This window comes from Pseudomonas sp. FSO-7, from assembly GCF_059579345.1.
Map to the genome: position 1 here is coordinate 3,630,167 of NZ_CM184193.1, position 15,679 is coordinate 3,645,845.

Sequence of the window (15,679 nt, forward strand, 5' to 3'; positions counted from 1 at the left end):
TAGCGACTACCTCGTCGCAGGCGGCAGAGCAGGACTGCTTGCCACGTCGCTGTTCTGATAAGCATCCCAAAACCACCACCCCAAGCGTTGTGAATACTCAGTCTGATAGTGCAGAACTTTGTCGGCCTTGCGTTGCAAATACTCCGGCGTGTTCATCCCAAACACTTCCATCGGATACTCGTCATCCAGATCATTCAGCCAGAAGTCAGGAATCGTTTTGTCGTCGCCATCGAAACGCAGCGGTTTTGAGAATTTACGCTTTTGCTCACGGAGCATCGCTTCAACCTTGCCCTCCAGACCGGAGTCCAAGGGAATCAGCATATCGCTCACGTGCATCAGAGCGACCTCGAGAACGTCGCTATAACGATTGTTATCTTGTCGCAATTCCAAAAACGCGATGGCAATGGTCTTGGCGCCCTTTTTCCAGGCATTAATCTCCCGACCAAAGCTTTTTTGAGCATCCGACCAAGTACGCCCGTTGAGGTACATCGTGGGCATGCCCTTACTGTTCATCAGCGAAAGGGTCTGAATCTGATCTACGGGCTCACCCTCAATGTGAGGCTTAAGCACACCGACGGTGACCAGCCTGTACTTGAGTCGACCGGCCTGTTTCACAATTGCAAAGTTTCGAGCTCCACACTTGGGCCCCTCTTGTGCTGGACACAAAAGAACGTTGTCTAGCGTCATTCGATGGGTCTTGATGTGTTCCGCCGTTTGCTTGAGCTTCCATTGAAGAATCGAGTCATCTCGCTTGCCTTCCATTTTGGGGAACCAGGTATTTAGATCACTGCGCGTCCACAGCAGATCCAGCAACCCCCGGAGCTTCATTGCCCGCTGTGTTCGCCCCGGCTTTTGAGGATTGAGTGGGAGGTCGACTTTGGCTTCGGCGTCATCGTTCTTCTTCCTGAGCTGAATCGCTTGAGAGAGACGAACAGTGACGTCATCCTCATTCCCCTCCACCACGACGCCCTCAACGTAGGATTGCAGCCCGGTCCGATACTCGGCATCGCTGAAAAAGCGACAATCCAAGGCATGCCCAGGGCCTGTGTTCGCATACCTTGCGAGAACGTACCGCTTCTGAACCTTGAGGTGTCGGATATTGAGGTGCTTTGAGCCGTTGCCTTTACATAAACACTTGGCCTGCTTGCCATGGGCATTTTTCAGCAGCAGTTGCCATTGATCGGCACTCTCGGCAAGCGTCTGGTATGTTTTCGTGCACGGGTATTTCGCACCCGGCACTTCCACGCTGTAAATCTCTGACATGTCGTCCCTTTCTTGTCGGCGTCGGATCCGCTGTGACGGTGAATAGTGAGGCAAAGCTTACGAAGTTGGCGAGAAGAAGCCTAGCCACCTCCATAAATCCTCGGTTTCATCCCCCTTGTACTGTCGACCCGCTCCCCAGCGCAGGCTCCTAAAGCTTATGACTCCCCAACACCAAATACCGCTGCGGCTCCACCTTGCGCAGTCGCGCCGCAAGAAACACACCCGCCAGCAAGGCCGCAGGAATGATCGCGCAGAGGCCGTATGACAAGGCCTTGCTCGCACCGGTCAGTACATCGAAATGCACCACCGCAATGACCAGGACCGCCAATAACGCCAAGCAAGAGAAACCGGGGAAAATCCACCCACGCCAGACCCCCAGCTTGAGTTCGGGATGGCGCTGGGCAAAGACCCAGACCGCTGCGGAAGTCAGCGCCATCAGCAAAATCACGCAAAGCGTCGCCAAGTTGGACAGCCAGGCGAACAGTTGCAGGATCGGATCGGCATCCATGGCGGCGAAAATCAGCACCACCACGGCGGAGATCAAGCTCTGCAACGCCGAGCCCATGTGTGGGCTCTGGTGCACGCGATGGGTGGTGCCTAACCGGCTGGGCAGCAAACCGTCACGGCCGATCGCATAGAAGTAACGGGCCGCGGCATTGTGGAACGCCAGCAGCCCGGCATAGATGCTGACCATGAACAGCACGCGGATGACCTGGGTCAGGTGCGGGCCGACGAAGTGGTCGGACATGCCATAGATAAACGTCGTCGGGTCCTGCAAGGCCTGAAGCGTGGAGACGATTTTGTCCGCCCCCACGCCGATCACCATCGACCAGACCGACAGCGCGTAGAACCCACCGATCAGCAAGACCGAACAGTAGGTGGCAATCGGGATGGTACGTTGCGGGTTCTTGGCTTCTTCGCCATAGATGGTAGTGGCCTCGAAACCGATGAACGCCGCGAAGCAGAACAGCAAGCCAATCGACGGCGTGCCGCTGAACACGTGACTGCGATCAAACGCATCGAGATTGATGCCGCTGTCGCCACCGGTCCTAAGAATGGCGAAATCCAGGAGCAGGATCGCCAGGTATTCGGCGATCACAATCACTGACAGCACCCGGGCCGACAGGTCGATCTTGCGATAGCCGAGAATCGCAACGCTGGCCATCGCCATCAGCGAGTACGACCACCAGGGCATTACCAGGCCGAATACGCTTTCCATCGTGCTGCTGACCACGCCCCCGAACATGCCATACAGCCCGACTTGCAGGATGTTGTAGGCAAGCATCGCCAATACCCCCGCCGCGCCACCGGCCAGGCCCCCCAGGCCACGGGAGGTGAACGCATAGAAACCACCGGCGTTGGTCACGTGCCGGGACATGGTGGTGTAGCCCACCGAGAACGCCAGTAACACCAGCAAGGCCAGGATCAGCAACGCCGGTGTGCCGGCGCCGTTGCCCAGCATGATGCCAATGGGAAAGCCGCCGGCGATGACGCTCAAAGGGCTCGCCGCCGAAACCACGAAGAAGATGATAAAGCCGACACCCAAGGCCCCACGCTTGAGCTCCGTGGAGCTATTGACCGGGAGAGGTACACTCATGTTTTCTTGACCTTATTGTATGAGGCAGGCGCTGTAGGATCGGTGCAGTCAAACGCTCACCGTCACCGAATAGCGTTATTGTTTTTGTTGCACGCTGGATTCGATCCTATGCCTCTCCCTGAAGGCCCCATTAGCCCAAATCGGTAATCGGCACGGTCCCCTCAAAAAAGCCTGGCGTGGGACTAATGCCAGTCAGTTATGCTGCAAACTTGTGGCAGCAAAGCTTGCTCGCGATAGCGGCAGAGTCGTCAATATCGTTGTCGGTTGGTTTACCGCAATCGCGAGCAAGCTTTGCTCCCACAGGATTTATGCCGTTTGCTCCTAACTGACTAGGCATTATGGCGTGAGGCCCTCTCATTTCATTTCATTGCAAGGCAATGCGCGCCGTCAGTTCCGACGCCGCGCCGGTGACCAGGGCGCACAGGTAGCCCTGCTGAAACGCATGGAACCGCTCGCTACGCCCCACCAGGGTCATGCTCCCGAGCACTCGTCGTTTTTCGTCGAAGATCGGTGCCGCGACACCGCTGCGTCCCGGGTGCAGCTCGCTTTCGCTGATGCAGTAGCCCTGCTTGCGGATGGCGAGCAGCCCCTTGGTGAACGGCTTCCATTCCAACCCCTGATGCAGTACTTCGGCGGGGTTCGCGTGGACGTCATAGATGCGGCGAATCTGGCGCGGCAGCAGATAGGCCAATACGACACGAGCGGTCGCGCTGTGAAAAAGATCGATCGGCCGCCCCCGGTCGCCACCCACGGGGCCGGCGTCGGAACCCCGCTGGATCAGCACGTTGACCACGGAATCGCCATGCCACTCGCTAACCAGCGCGTCCAGGCCCGTGTCGGCCACCAGTTTGTCGACCAGACCCCGGCTGCAGGCCAGCAATGGATCGTAGTGGGCCATCTGATGCTCCAGCGTGACGATCCGTGGGCCGAGCGCGTAGCCGCGGGGCAATCGCTTCAAGAAGCCCGCGTCGCCGAGCTCGCGCAGATAACGATAGGCGGTGGCGGGCGTGTAGCCGAGTTCCCGGCAAATGATGTCCACATCGATGACCGGCTGTTCAGGACGAAACAAGTCGAAGACCCTGAGCAGGCGGCGAAGGCTATTCATCTTTTCTACATCCTTGTGCAGGCAAATGCTCAAGCAAGGGCGCAACCGCCGATGGCAGCGCGGGCGGTTTGGGACGGCAATTCTGCGAACAGCGCCTGGTACTCCGCCGCAAAATGGCTGAGGTGATAGAAGCCCCATTGGGCTGCCGCATCGCCAATCGATAGACGCGACGCGGGGGTGGACATCAGGGTCCGGCGCACACCGTTCAGCCGCACGGAGCGCAGGTAATTGACCGGCGTCGTCTCGGTCACCGAGCGGAAGCTGTTCTGCACGGTACGGCGACTGACCTGGAGTCGCTGGCACAACTCGTCCACGCTGGGCACGTTGTTCAATTGTGCGGTCGCCAGGCGGTGGCACTTTTCGACAATGTAGCTGCGCGTGGAGCTTGGCGTGCGCTGCTGCTTGTCGCAGGCGGGGTCGGTCATCAATTGCAGCAACTCGCCGAGCATGGTCTGTTCCAGCGCCAATTCCCGGTCTTGCGCATTGTCGAGTTCTTCACTCAAAAGCGCCTGGGAGAACGCCGCCAGCATTCGACGGCGAGCCTCGGCATAGCGTTGAGTGGAAACCTTGATCACCGGCTGACGCAGCAACTGACTGATTTCCTTGGCCGACGCGGTTTGCGCCAGGCCTTGTTCGAACAACTCACGCTCGAAGGTGATCGCCAGCAGCTCCATGCCCAGCGGCATATGGAACATGAACTCCTCGCCACCATGAAGAAAGAACAGGCTGCTGTCGTCCACTTCCCGCCCTTGCATCCGGATAGAACCCGGGACAGTGATCGGCACGGCGAAACACATCTTGCCCCGTGGGGCCACACCGTGCTGCACGACACGCTGGTTGATCTGCTCGCGAAATACGTGGCAGCGCGCCGTCGTCAACTGGATAAGTGAGCTCTCAGCCGTGCCAGCGGTTAACTGGTTGTAGTCCTGGCTCCATTCCTGGACGGTGGCGGCGTGGACATGAATGTCGTGGAAATGGCTGATGTTCTGATTTTTCATGATGACGAAAGCCTCGGCCAATATTCTTGTTTTTATATCGTCCTCCCTGGCGATATTCTCACATAAAGAGAATTCTGCAAATTTTCTTTGGGCAATGTCAGTGCGTCGGTGCTGACGCTCGAGGCGGCCCGCGCAATGTGCCGATTCGGGCTACCGGCCAGGAACAGGCCACGGGGATGATCGGCACACTGAAACCGACATCTTGAGAGACCGTCATGAGTGAAGCCAAGCTTGAATCCCTCCATTTCGCGGATGCCCCGCGGATAACCTCCGCCATTCCTGGCCCCAGGACCACCGAGGCCCTGGCGTTGTCGGCACGTACCGAGTCGATGGCCCGCGGCGGCGGACGCATGCCCGTGGCCATGGACCGGGCGTTCGGCGCGACCTTCAAGGACGCCGATGGCAATACCTATATCGACCTGTCCGCTGGCGTGGGCGTCAGCAGCGTAGGCCGCTGCCACCCGAAGGTGGTACAGGCCATTCGCGAACAGTCCGAAGTGCTGATGCACGCCCTGGAGGTCAATAGCACCCGGCGCACCGAACTGGCCGCCAAGCTCTCCGAGATCGCGCCCGACGGCTTGCGCGGCGACTGCATTACATTCTTCACGCAAAGCGGCAGCGACGCGCTGGAAGCTGCGATCAAGTTCGCCAAGCGCGTCACCGGACGGCATCAGATCATCGCCTTCCATGGTGGCTACCACGGCGTGTGGAACGCTTCCGGCGCGCTGACCACAGGCACGGCCTACCGCAAGGGCTACGGTGCCCAGATGGGTGGCGTCATTCACGCCCCCTACCCTTATGCCTACCGTTTCCCCTTCGACACCACGCACAAAAGCGCCGAGCAGATCGCCGGTGAGTACGTGGATTACTTGCTGAACACCCCCTACACCGCCGCCGATGACGTGGCTGCCGTGATCGTGGAGCCGGTGCAGGGCGAAGGCGGCTACGTGCCGCCCTCGCCAGAGTTCCTGCAACTGTTGCGCAAGGCTTGCGACCGCAGCGGCGCGCTGCTGATAGTCGATGAAGTGCAGTCCGGCGCGGGGCGTACCGGCAAGATGTGGGCGGTCGAGCATTCCGGCGTGAAGCCCGACATGCTCACCTTTGGCAAGGGCATCGGCAGCGACCTGCCGATGGCCGGCCTGATCATGCGCTCGGACCTGGCGGCGGCGATTCCTGACGGATCGATGCCCAACACCTTCGCCGCCAACTCGTTGTCCGCGGCAGTGGCGCTGACCAACATCAGCATCCTCCAGGACCCGGAGCTCGATCTGCTCAACCGTGCCCACACCCTGGGGCTTGAAGCACAGGAGCGTATCCGTGGCTTCGGCAGCCCGATGGTCGGCGAGGTCCGTGGTCGCGGCCTGATGATCGGGATCGAGCTGGTCTCGGACCCAACCACCAAGGCGCCATTGGCACCGGAAAAGATCGGCCAACTCATGGGTTACCTGCTGAGCCACGGCGTGCTGATGATTCCTTGCGGTCGCTACAGCAACGTGATGCGCGTCATGCCCTCGCTGACGATCTCACGGGCGCTGTTCTTCAAGGCCCTGGACATCTTCGGCGACGCCCTGGACGCCCTGGAGGCGTGACATGTCCCGACTCCTGCCCATCACTCATGGACTTCAAAAATGACTGAGCACTTGAAACACTTCATTGCCGGCACGTCCTTCGAAGCCTCCGACGGCCGCCGCATCAATCTCGTCAACCCCGTGACGGAACAGGTTTACGGCAGTTGCGCGCGCGGCACCCTTGAAGACGTGGAGCGTGCCGTAGGCGCCGCACGCCACCAGCTCGAACGTGGCGCCTGGTGCCAGCTTGACGGCGCCCAGCGCGCTCGACTGCTGTCGAAACTGGCCGAACTGGTGGAACGCGACACCGACCTGCTGGCCGATATGGACGCCGACGCCATCGGTCGTTCGCCAATCGAACCGCGCCGGCTGGACGTGCCCAATGCGGTCGCCAACCTGCGCGCCTCTGCCGGCTGGGCCAACCAGCTCGAGGGACGAACCATTCCCTCCGGCGGCTACTTCGGCACCAAGTCCCTCTCCTACACAGTACGCGAGCCAGTAGGCGTGGTCGGTGCCATCGTTCCTTGGAACTCACCGCTGATGATCACGGTGTGGAAGCTCGCCGCGTTGCTGGCGGCAGGCTGCACCGTGGTCATCAAGCCATCGGAAGAGACGCCACAGTCAGCCCTGCACCTGGCAACGCTGGCCCAGGAAGCGGGCTTCCCCGATGGCGTGATCAACGTGGTCACCGGCTACGGCAGCGAGGTGGGTCGCGCCCTGTGCGAACACCCCCATGTCGACAAGATCAGCTTCACCGGCAGCCCCGAAGCCGGACGCGAGATCCAGCGCACCGCCGGCGTGCTGTTCAAGCGCGTGGCCCTGGAGCTGGGCGGCAAGAGTCCGCAGATTGTCTTCGACGATGCCTCCTTCGACGACGCGCTGTTCGGCTGCTCCCTCGGCCTGTTCGCCAACCAGGGCCAGGTCTGCGCGGCCGGCTCGCGCATCCTGGTCCAACGCGGCCTCGCCGATCGCTTCGCCGCAGCGCTGGCCGATGCCGCGCGCGCCGTCAAGGTGGGCGATCCTCGCCAACCCGGCGTGCAGATGGGGCCGGTGGCCAAGAAAGCCCAATTGGATCGCGTCAACCGCTACATCCAACTGGGCATCGACCAAGGTGCGTCCCTGCTGGCCGGCGGGGTATCGAACCCTGAGCAGGGCTGGTTCGTCCGGCCGACCATTTTCGCCAACGCCCGCAATGACATGGCGATCGCCCAAGACGAAATCTTCGGTCCGGTCGGCACGGTGATCACGTTCGACAGCGAGGATGAGGCGGTCGCACTGGCCAACGATTCCAACTACGGCCTCGCAGCCACGGTCTGGACCAGCGACCTGGCGCGGGCGCATCGCGTGGCCGCGGCGGTGAAGGCCGGCGCCGTAGGCATCAACTGCTGGAGCCCGCTGGACGCCAACCTGCCCTGGGGTGGCGTCAAGGCCAGCGGCATTGGCCGAGAAGGCGGATTCAGCGGCGCCTTGGCCTACACCGAGGAGAAGGTCATTACCGTGCTGTTGCCTAGCTGAGGATAAACCCGCACTGACCCGTCCACCCTCCAAGTCCCTGTGTCATGGAGGGTGGCCGTTCAAACGTGCATTTTTCGATGCCTTGATGATGGATGGAGAGACCGCGATGAATCCGGCAAATCAAACAATAATTGATCGGTATCCGACGTCCCTGCGGATCTTGCACTGGGTACGTGCCGTGCTCGTCGCCGGCCTCCTCTGGGCAGGCTGGTACATGACCGGTCTGGATGACGAAGTGGCGAGCAAATATGAGCTCTATTACCCGTGGCACAAATCCTTTGGGGTACTGGCATTCCTGGTGGTCCTGGTCCAGATCGCCTTACGCTGGCGCACCTCCAAGCTTCCACAGCCCCTGGAAACACTGGCCGGGCATGAGCGGTTTTTGTCACAACTTGTGCAGCGTGCCATGTACGTACTGATCGTGATCGTGCCGTTGATGGGTTATTCGATGTCGAGCACCTACACGATGAGCGACGGGGTATTCTTTTTTGGCGTGAACCTGCCGGAGCTGCTACCGAAAAATGACGACTGGTTCGTCGTCTTCCAGTGGCTGCACAAAGTACTCGCCTATACCCTGCTCGGCCTGATCCTGCTGCATGTCGTCGGCGCCCTCAAACACCGCTTCTTCGACCCGGACCCTCGCAACGACGTCCTGCGCCGCATGCTGTGACCGTCCCGTCTCAATCACCTTTCCCGCAGGAAAGCGCCACCGCTGGTGGCGCCTGCGGCTCAGAAGGTCACCCTCCCCGGCAACTGGGCAAAACCGCAGGGGTTGCAGCGCTCGACATCGATGCGACGAAAACCCACAAGGGCAAACCCGTGAGCCTTGGCCCTGCCTTCGGCACATACGACGCACAGAAACGCCAGCGCCAGGGCAGCTCCCACGAGCACATCTTGAATCCACCCACTATGGCGTAACCAGCCACTCATTGGCCCGGCGAATATCCCCATCTCCCAATCGACCGCTCCAGCGATGCAGCACCAGCAAACTGGTCACGAACTTGTATTGGGACTGATAGTAATCACGCCGTGCACGAAACTCTTCCTTGATGCTATCCAGCACATCGACGGCATTCTTGACACCGTAGCCAAAGGCTTTTTCCGTGGCCAAGCGTGACTTCTCGGCGGACTCCAGCGCACGCCGTGTTGCCTTGGTCCGGCTGAGTTCGGCGCTCATGCCGAGATAAGCCGTGCGGGTTTCCTTGATGACCTGACGACGCAAGGCCTCCAGTTCTTGCTGGGCGACCTCCTTGTCACTTTCGGAACTCGATACCCGTGCGCGGGTGGAACCGCCGCTGTAGAGCGGCATCTGCAAGTCCAGGGAGGCAACGAGGTTGTCCGAGCGAGGCGTCACGGCGCCTTCATAGCCGATATCACTGCGTTGCGCCGTCAAGTTCAGGCCCAGCCGGGGAAGATGCCCTGCCTTGTTTTCAGCGATGGCCGCCTCGGCGGCGCGGACGCTGTGCTCCCGGGCGTGCAGCGCCGGGTTGCTGTCGAGTGCCGTCTGCACCCAATAGTCCTGCGCTTGCGCCGGCAGGCTGAAGGCTGGATTGTCACCGATGCGCTTGAACCGCTCGCTGACATCGCGCCCCACCAGTTCGGAAATCGCTTCACGGCTGACCAGGACCTTGTTGCTGGCTTCGATCTCGTCAGCCTTGAGCGCATCCACTCGCGCCTCCAGATCCAGTGCGTCGGTCACCATCGCCATTTGTCGCGCATACAAGGCCTTGACCCGCTTGAGGTTACGCTCCGTCGCCTGCAGTTCGCTGCGCACCAGCGACAGCTCGTCTTCCGCCGCAAGCACGGCGAAATAGCGCTCGGACAGATCGATGCTGGCCTGCACCTGGGTATCGGTCGACTCGTAGCCACTCTGCCGGGCCAACTCGATGTACTTCTGGTAACTGCGCCAGACCTGCGGATCGTAGATCACCTGATTGAGCACCACGGCCATGCGCTTGCCGTTGTACTGGATACGGTTCAGGTCGTCGTCACGCCGACTGCGGTTGACGCTGCCGCTGGCGTTGAGTTGCGGCAGCAATTGACCGAAGGCCGCCCGCTCCTTGCCCTCGTCGCTTCGGCTCAGGGCTTGTGCCCGCAGGACGCGCGGATCAGCCCCCTGCGCTTCCTGGTGCAATTGCCAAAGGTCGACATAAGTGTCGTCAGCGAGGACTCCCAGTGGCATGAGAACCAGGCATAGGGAAATCAGGCACTTCATCTCAGTCCTCGATCAACGAACGAGCGAACACATTGCTCGCGGGTTGCATCAAGTATTGCAACAGCGTCCGCTCGCCCGTATTGACCAGTACTTCGACCGGCATTCCCGGCACCAGGGTAAGGTTGCCCAACGTCTGGCGCCCTTTGTCCGTGAGGGCCACGCGTGCCAGGTAATAAGCCGTGCCGGTGTCCTTGTTGACCAGGCGGTCGGCGGAAATCTGCACCAGCCGCCCCTCGATGACGGGCGTGGTGCTGCTCTTGAATGCGCTGAAACGAATGTCCGCCAACTTGCCCAATGCGATGCGGTCGATGTCCATCGGCGACACTTGCGCCTCGACGATCAGTTCCTCGTTGGCCGGGACGATGTCCAGCAGCGCAGTGCCCGGGCTGACCACGGCACCGAGGGTGTGGACGGTCATGCCCATGACCATTCCGGACTCGGGCGCCAGGATATCGGTACGCTGATCGCGGTCCTGCAAGGTGGCCAGTCGCTCGCGCAACTCATACACCTTGGTCCGCGCATCGCCCAGCAGGCCGGCGACTTCGCTGGCGAAGGCCTTTTTCAATTGCAGGATCTTCAACTTCGCCTCGTCGACATGGACTCGCGCTTGCGCGATCTCGGACTGGCTCTCGGCTATTTCGGTTTGCAGGCGGGCGAGGCTGCGCTCCTGCTCCCGCAGACGCTGTTTGTCCACGTAGCCTTCGGCAAGCAGTGCCCGCAGATCGACTATTTCGTCTTGATAAGAGGCCGCCAGCATTTGCTTGCTGGCGATGATGGTCTTGAACCCGCGAATCTGCTCCTCGATTTGTCCGATGGTCTTCTCTTGCAAACCGATTTCACCCAGCAACGAGGTCCGTCGAGTCTGGAAAATTCGTGCTTCACTGTCGCGGGCCTCTTGCACTCGCGGGTCAGCGGGATCCAGGGTCGACACCGCCACAGGCTCAGGCAGCGCGTCACGTTCTGCCTCCAACCGGGCCTGCAACTGGAGCGCGGCGATCAACCGGCTGCGCGTGGTTTCCATTTCCGAACGCGCCTGGGTGTTGTCGAGCACCAATAACACATCGCCGGTTTTCACCAGGTCCCCGTCGTGCACGCGCAGTTCGCGCACGATGCCACCTTCCAGGTGCTGCACCGTCTTGCGGTAACTTTTGACCGTGACCACGCCCGGCGCAAGTGCCGAACTGTCGAGGGGGGCCAATGCCGCCCAACCACCGAACAGGCCGAAAGTGACTAGCAGCATGAGATAGCCGACGCGGCGTATCGGCCTGTCATCGACGGGCAACGCTGTGGATGAGTGCTGACTGTCTTGCATGTAATGGCTCATCCGTTTCCTACGGTTGAATCCCGGCAGCCTGGCGGGCCGCGGGCGTTACGTCTCGCAGGCGTGCCAGGACCAGGTCGCGCGGTCCGAACAGACTCAGCTCGCCATGATTGAGCACCAGCAGCTTGTCCACCTGCGCCAGGACTCCGGATCGATGGGTAATGACAAACACCGTGGCCTTGCTCTGCCTGAGCTTTTGCAGCGCCTCGGCGAGCATTTTTTCTCCGGCATCGTCCAGGTTGGAGTTCGGTTCATCGAGCACCACCAGGCGCGGCTCACCGTACAAGGCGCGGGCCAGACCGATACGTTGTCGCTGGCCGCCGGACAACCCACCGCCATTGGCACCGATCAGGGTGTCGTAACCATCGGGCAGTTGCAGAATCAACTCATGCACGCCCGCCATGCGCGCAGCGGCGACCACGGCAGGTGCGTTCACCGGGCCGAAGCGGGAGATGTTCTGGCTGATCGTGCCTTCGAAGAGTTCGATGTCCTGGGGCAGATAACCGATGTACTGGCCCAACTCCTCCCGACGCCATTGGCTGATGTCCGCACCGTCCAGGCGCACGGTGCCGGCCAGGCTTGGCCAGACGCCCAACAACACCCTGGCCAGGGTCGACTTCCCGGCACCGCTGGGACCAATGATGCCCACTACCTCGCCTGCGGCCACCTGGAAATCCAAGCCGCGGATAATCGGTTTGCGAGCGTCCGGCGATCCCGCCGAAAGCCCCTCGACGCGAATCGCCCCTTCGGGTGTCGGCAACGGCATGCGTTCAGGCTCGGCGGCAATCTTGAGCAGCAATTCATGCAGCCGGGCATATTGCGAACGGGCCCCCAGAAAGCCTTTCCATACGCCGATCAACTGATCGATGGGCGCCAACGCGCGCCCTAGTAAAATCGAGCCGGCGATCATCAGCCCGGATGAAATCTCGTGATTGATCGTCAAATAGGCACCCAGGCCCAGCACCAGCGACTGAACGATCTGCCGGAACGTCCTGGACACCGACGTCACGGTCGCGGCGCGGTCGCTGGCCAGGCTTTGCAGAGCGAGGACCTTATGGGTTCGCCCGCTCCAGTGCTGGCGCAGGCTGGCAAGCATGCCCATGGACTCCACTACTTCGGCATTGCGCAAGCTCTTGTTGGTGAACGCAGTGGCCGCCATCTGTTCAAGGTTGGCAGCCTGCAGCGGCGAGTAGGTGAGCTTTTCGTTGGCAAAGGCCAACGCGCCCAGCAACACGGCACTCACGATCCCCATCCAGCCGTACCAGGAATGGAACATGAACATGACAGCCAGGTAGATCGGGATCCACGGCGCGTCGAAAAACGCAAACAGGCCGTTGCCCGTCAGGAACTGGCGCAAACCGTTCAGGTCGTTCAAAGGCTGGGCCGTGGCATTCATGCCACTGGTATTGAGCGCCTGCTTGAAACTGGCGTCGAACAGACGCTGGCTCAGCAGTGTGTCCAGGCGAGTGCTGATCCGCACCATGATCCGCGAACGGACCCACTCCAAACCACCCATGGTGATCATCAACAGCAACATGATCAGCGTCAGCATCAACAGCGTCGACAGACTGGCGCTGCCTACCGCGCGGTCATACACCTGCAGCATGTAGAACGAAGGAACCAGCATCAACAAGTTGACAAAAAAACTGAAAAAACCAACGGAAAGAAAACTACCTTTGCAGACGGCAAGGGCGCCTTCCAGTTCGGTCCTGGCGTGGGCTGACATGGTTCATCACCTGAGGTCCGATTCTGGTCAAACCTGAAAAATCACAAGGGCACAGGCGCGCGAACGCTTGGAATATCTTTCGGCGGGACACCGCTGAAGCGCCCGCGCAATCGGATCTACCGCGCTGTATCGGCACGTTTGTGCAGTTCTTAAGGAAAAATTGACCTGGAAAACGGTGCCTCTTTTAAAAAGATGGAAAGCGCCCCTTTTGGGGCTCGGTTTTACCGGTGGGATTTCAGCGTTGGTGTGTGAGCGAGCTCGCTCACGAATGCGGTGGTTCAGTCACATGATTGTTGGGCTTGCTGGCCTCTTCGCGAGCAAGCTCGCTCCCACAAGGGGACTGTGGCGCATATGAATTTTGTGTCTGCTGAAAATCCAGTGTGGGAGCGAGCCTGCTCGCGATGGCGATGGCTCAGCAATGAAGATATTAATGTACTGGCCTCTTCGCGAGCAAGCCCGCCCCACAAGGGGACTGTGGCGCACATGAATTTTGTGTCTGCTGAAAATCCAGTGTGGGAGCGAGCCTGCTCGCGATGGCGGTGGCTCAGCTGCGGTGATGTTGGGGGTGCCGGCCTCATCGCGAGCAAGCTCGCTCCCACAGGGAAACTGGGTGCACATGAATTTTGTGTCTGTTGAAAATCCAGTGTGGGAGCGAGCCTGCTCGCGATGGCGATGGTTCAGTCACATGGATGTTGGGTTCGCTGGCCTCTTCGCGGGCAAGCCCGTTCGCACAGGGGGAAACGCGACCCCCTATCAAGAACCAGGTGGGCTATAAGGCCGCCTCGTGGAGGACATTGATCTGTGGCGCCCCGTTAACCAGGCTGGCCGAACGCAGGCATTGTGGAGTGGGCATCCCGGCATAGATGCCGGGATAGCCGCGCTGGGCCATGGATGGTCCTTCGCGGCGGACCCACGGAGCAATGCCGGAACGAGGTGCCGAGTGGTGGGGCGTGAAGTATTTTGCTTACTTTTGACTGGGCCCGGCTTCCGGGCTTCTCAAAAGTGAGCCGCCGTCAGGGCGGCCCCCTAAGAAGCCGTTACCTAAATAACGGATATCCCCCCGCCCAAAAAACTCCCCACAGTCAGTCCTCCCAACGCCGAAACAACACGCTGGCATTGACCCCACCGAACCCGAACCCATTGGAAAGCGCATGGGTAATCGGCTTCTTCCTGGCCTTCAGGCCAACCAGATCAAGCCCCGCAGCCGCCTCGTCAGGATGAACCAGATTCAGGGTAGGCGGAACGATCTGGTCCCGAAGCGCCAACACCGTAAAAATAGCCTCGATACCGCCCGCCGCCCCCAACAGATGCCCGGTGGCCGACTTGGTGGAAGTGATCGCTACATCGGAATCGCGCCCGAACACCGAGCGAATCGCCGCCAGCTCACCGTTGTCGCCGACCTGAGTCGACGTCGCATGGGCATTGATATGCTGCACATCGCCCGGGCTGACAGCGGCCTGACGCAGCGCCTGCTCCATCGCGCGCCGGGCGCCGTTGCCGTCTTCCGGGCCCGCCGTCAGGTGGTAGGCATCGGCGCTGGTGCCATAACCTACCAGCTCCGCCAGGGGCGTGGCGCCACGTGCGAGGGCGTGTTCCAGGGACTCGATCACCAGCAACCCTGCCCCCTCGGCCATGACAAAACCGTCGCGATCACGATCGAAGGGACGCGAGGCCTCTTGCGGGCGCTCGGCAAACCCCGTGGACAAGGCCCGAGCGGCGGCAAAACACCCCAGGGTCACGCGGTCTATCGCCGCTTCCGTTCCTCCGCATACGGCGATGTCGGCCTCGCCGCTCCTGATGAGCCTGGCCGCATCGCCAATGGCCTGCACCCCGGCCGCACAGGCGGTGACTGGCGCGCCGAGCGGCCCTTTGAAACCGTGCCGAATGGACACCTGCCCGGCCGCCATATTCGCCAGGAAGGCCGGGGCCGTGAACGGTGATAATCGGCGCGGACCACGGGCATCGGTGGTGCGTACGGCATCGGCAATCGTGCCAAAGCCCCCCACGCCCGAGGAAATAATGGTCGCTGTCCGCTCCTGGTCATGGGCATCGGTCGGTTGCCAGCCGGCCTGCTGCAACGCTTCTTCGGCCGCCACCAGCGCGAACTCGATGAAGCGGTCCATCTTCTTGCGATCCTTGGCCGCAATGATGCGCTCCGGGTCATAACCGGCGGTGGCGTCCTCTTCCAGCGACGGCACCTGGCCACCCACGGCCACACCCGTCCCCTCGGTGATATCGCCAGACAGCAGACGAATGCCGGAGCGCCCGGCCAGCAACCGCTGCCAGACTTCTTCCACGCCACAACCCAGCGGGCCGACAATGCCCACGCCGGTGACGACGATGCGTTTTTGACCTTGGGGAGTCATCATTT

The 15,679-nt window shown here is 61.0% G+C and carries 11 protein-coding genes; 3 read left to right on the forward strand and 8 right to left on the reverse strand.

Annotation, left to right across the window (positions count from 1 at the left end; translation table 11 throughout):
- Positions 1-6 precede the first annotated feature (6 nt).
- From AC515T_RS15820 to AC515T_RS15835, 4 genes are all read right to left on the reverse strand, one after another.
- Positions 7-1,263 (reverse strand): DUF1173 family protein, encoded by a 1,257-nt coding sequence (locus tag AC515T_RS15820; RefSeq protein WP_496529072.1) that lies wholly within the window; start codon positions 1,261-1,263, stop codon positions 7-9.
- Positions 1,264-1,411: 148 nt separating this feature from the next.
- A complete protein-coding gene (locus AC515T_RS15825) occupies positions 1,412-2,860 on the reverse strand; it encodes an APC family permease (RefSeq protein ID WP_496529073.1) in 1,449 nt (482 codons plus the stop codon).
- Positions 2,861-3,224: 364 nt separating this feature from the next.
- Positions 3,225-3,965, reverse strand: a complete 741-nt coding sequence (locus AC515T_RS15830) for an IclR family transcriptional regulator (protein ID WP_496529074.1) — start codon at positions 3,963-3,965, stop codon at positions 3,225-3,227.
- Positions 3,966-3,994: 29 nt separating this feature from the next.
- Positions 3,995-4,963, reverse strand: coding sequence for a helix-turn-helix domain-containing protein (locus AC515T_RS15835; RefSeq protein ID WP_496529075.1), 969 nt, complete (start codon positions 4,961-4,963; stop codon positions 3,995-3,997).
- Positions 4,964-5,178: 215 nt separating this feature from the next.
- Here AC515T_RS15835 and AC515T_RS15840 point away from each other — a divergent pair, with 215 nt between their 5' ends.
- The 3 genes from AC515T_RS15840 to AC515T_RS15850 all read left to right on the forward strand — a co-directional run bounded on the left by AC515T_RS15840 (position 5,179) and on the right by AC515T_RS15850 (position 8,716).
- Complete coding sequence (locus AC515T_RS15840; RefSeq protein WP_496529076.1) at positions 5,179-6,552, forward strand: aspartate aminotransferase family protein; 1,374 nt, start codon at positions 5,179-5,181, stop codon at positions 6,550-6,552.
- Between the two features lie 39 nt (positions 6,553-6,591).
- Complete coding sequence (locus tag AC515T_RS15845) at positions 6,592-8,046, forward strand: aldehyde dehydrogenase family protein (protein ID WP_496529077.1); 1,455 nt, start codon at positions 6,592-6,594, stop codon at positions 8,044-8,046.
- 106 nt (positions 8,047-8,152) lie between these two features.
- A complete protein-coding gene (locus AC515T_RS15850) occupies positions 8,153-8,716 on the forward strand; it encodes a cytochrome b (RefSeq protein WP_496529078.1) in 564 nt (187 codons plus the stop codon).
- 237 nt (positions 8,717-8,953) lie between these two features.
- Here the strand turns inward: AC515T_RS15850 and AC515T_RS15855 are convergent, their stop codons facing one another.
- From AC515T_RS15855 to fabF, 4 genes are all read right to left on the reverse strand, one after another.
- The gene (locus tag AC515T_RS15855; protein ID WP_496529079.1) at positions 8,954-10,261 is read right to left on the reverse strand and encodes a TolC family protein; all 1,308 of its coding nucleotides are present in this window, start codon (positions 10,259-10,261) and stop codon (positions 8,954-8,956) included.
- 1 nt (position 10,262) lies between these two features.
- Positions 10,263-11,585, reverse strand: a complete 1,323-nt coding sequence (locus tag AC515T_RS15860) for an HlyD family type I secretion periplasmic adaptor subunit (protein ID WP_496529080.1) — start codon at positions 11,583-11,585, stop codon at positions 10,263-10,265.
- Between the two features lie 7 nt (positions 11,586-11,592).
- Positions 11,593-13,308 carry a type I secretion system permease/ATPase gene (locus tag AC515T_RS15865; RefSeq protein WP_496529081.1) on the reverse strand — a complete coding sequence of 572 codons (1,716 nt, stop codon included), beginning with the start codon at positions 13,306-13,308 and terminating at the stop codon, positions 11,593-11,595.
- 1,082 nt (positions 13,309-14,390) lie between these two features.
- A complete protein-coding gene (fabF, locus tag AC515T_RS15870; protein ID WP_496529082.1) occupies positions 14,391-15,677 on the reverse strand; it encodes a beta-ketoacyl-ACP synthase II in 1,287 nt (428 codons plus the stop codon).
- Positions 15,678-15,679: the final 2 nt, after the last annotated feature.

Coding starts and splice junctions, on each gene's coding strand:
- AC515T_RS15820 (WP_496529072.1), bottom strand. CDS start 1,263: ATGTCAGAGATTTACAGCGTGGAAGTGCCGGGTGCGAAATACCCGTGC.
- AC515T_RS15825 (WP_496529073.1), bottom strand. CDS start 2,860: ATGAGTGTACCTCTCCCGGTCAATAGCTCCACGGAGCTCAAGCGTGGG.
- AC515T_RS15830 (WP_496529074.1), bottom strand. CDS start 3,965: ATGAATAGCCTTCGCCGCCTGCTCAGGGTCTTCGACTTGTTTCGTCCT.
- AC515T_RS15835 (WP_496529075.1), bottom strand. CDS start 4,963: ATGAAAAATCAGAACATCAGCCATTTCCACGACATTCATGTCCACGCC.
- AC515T_RS15840 (WP_496529076.1), top strand. CDS start 5,179: ATGAGTGAAGCCAAGCTTGAATCCCTCCATTTCGCGGATGCCCCGCGG.
- AC515T_RS15845 (WP_496529077.1), top strand. CDS start 6,592: ATGACTGAGCACTTGAAACACTTCATTGCCGGCACGTCCTTCGAAGCC.
- AC515T_RS15850 (WP_496529078.1), top strand. CDS start 8,153: ATGAATCCGGCAAATCAAACAATAATTGATCGGTATCCGACGTCCCTG.
- AC515T_RS15855 (WP_496529079.1), bottom strand. CDS start 10,261: ATGAAGTGCCTGATTTCCCTATGCCTGGTTCTCATGCCACTGGGAGTC.
- AC515T_RS15860 (WP_496529080.1), bottom strand. CDS start 11,585: ATGAGCCATTACATGCAAGACAGTCAGCACTCATCCACAGCGTTGCCC.
- AC515T_RS15865 (WP_496529081.1), bottom strand. CDS start 13,308: ATGTCAGCCCACGCCAGGACCGAACTGGAAGGCGCCCTTGCCGTCTGC.
- fabF (WP_496529082.1), bottom strand. CDS start 15,677: ATGATGACTCCCCAAGGTCAAAAACGCATCGTCGTCACCGGCGTGGGC.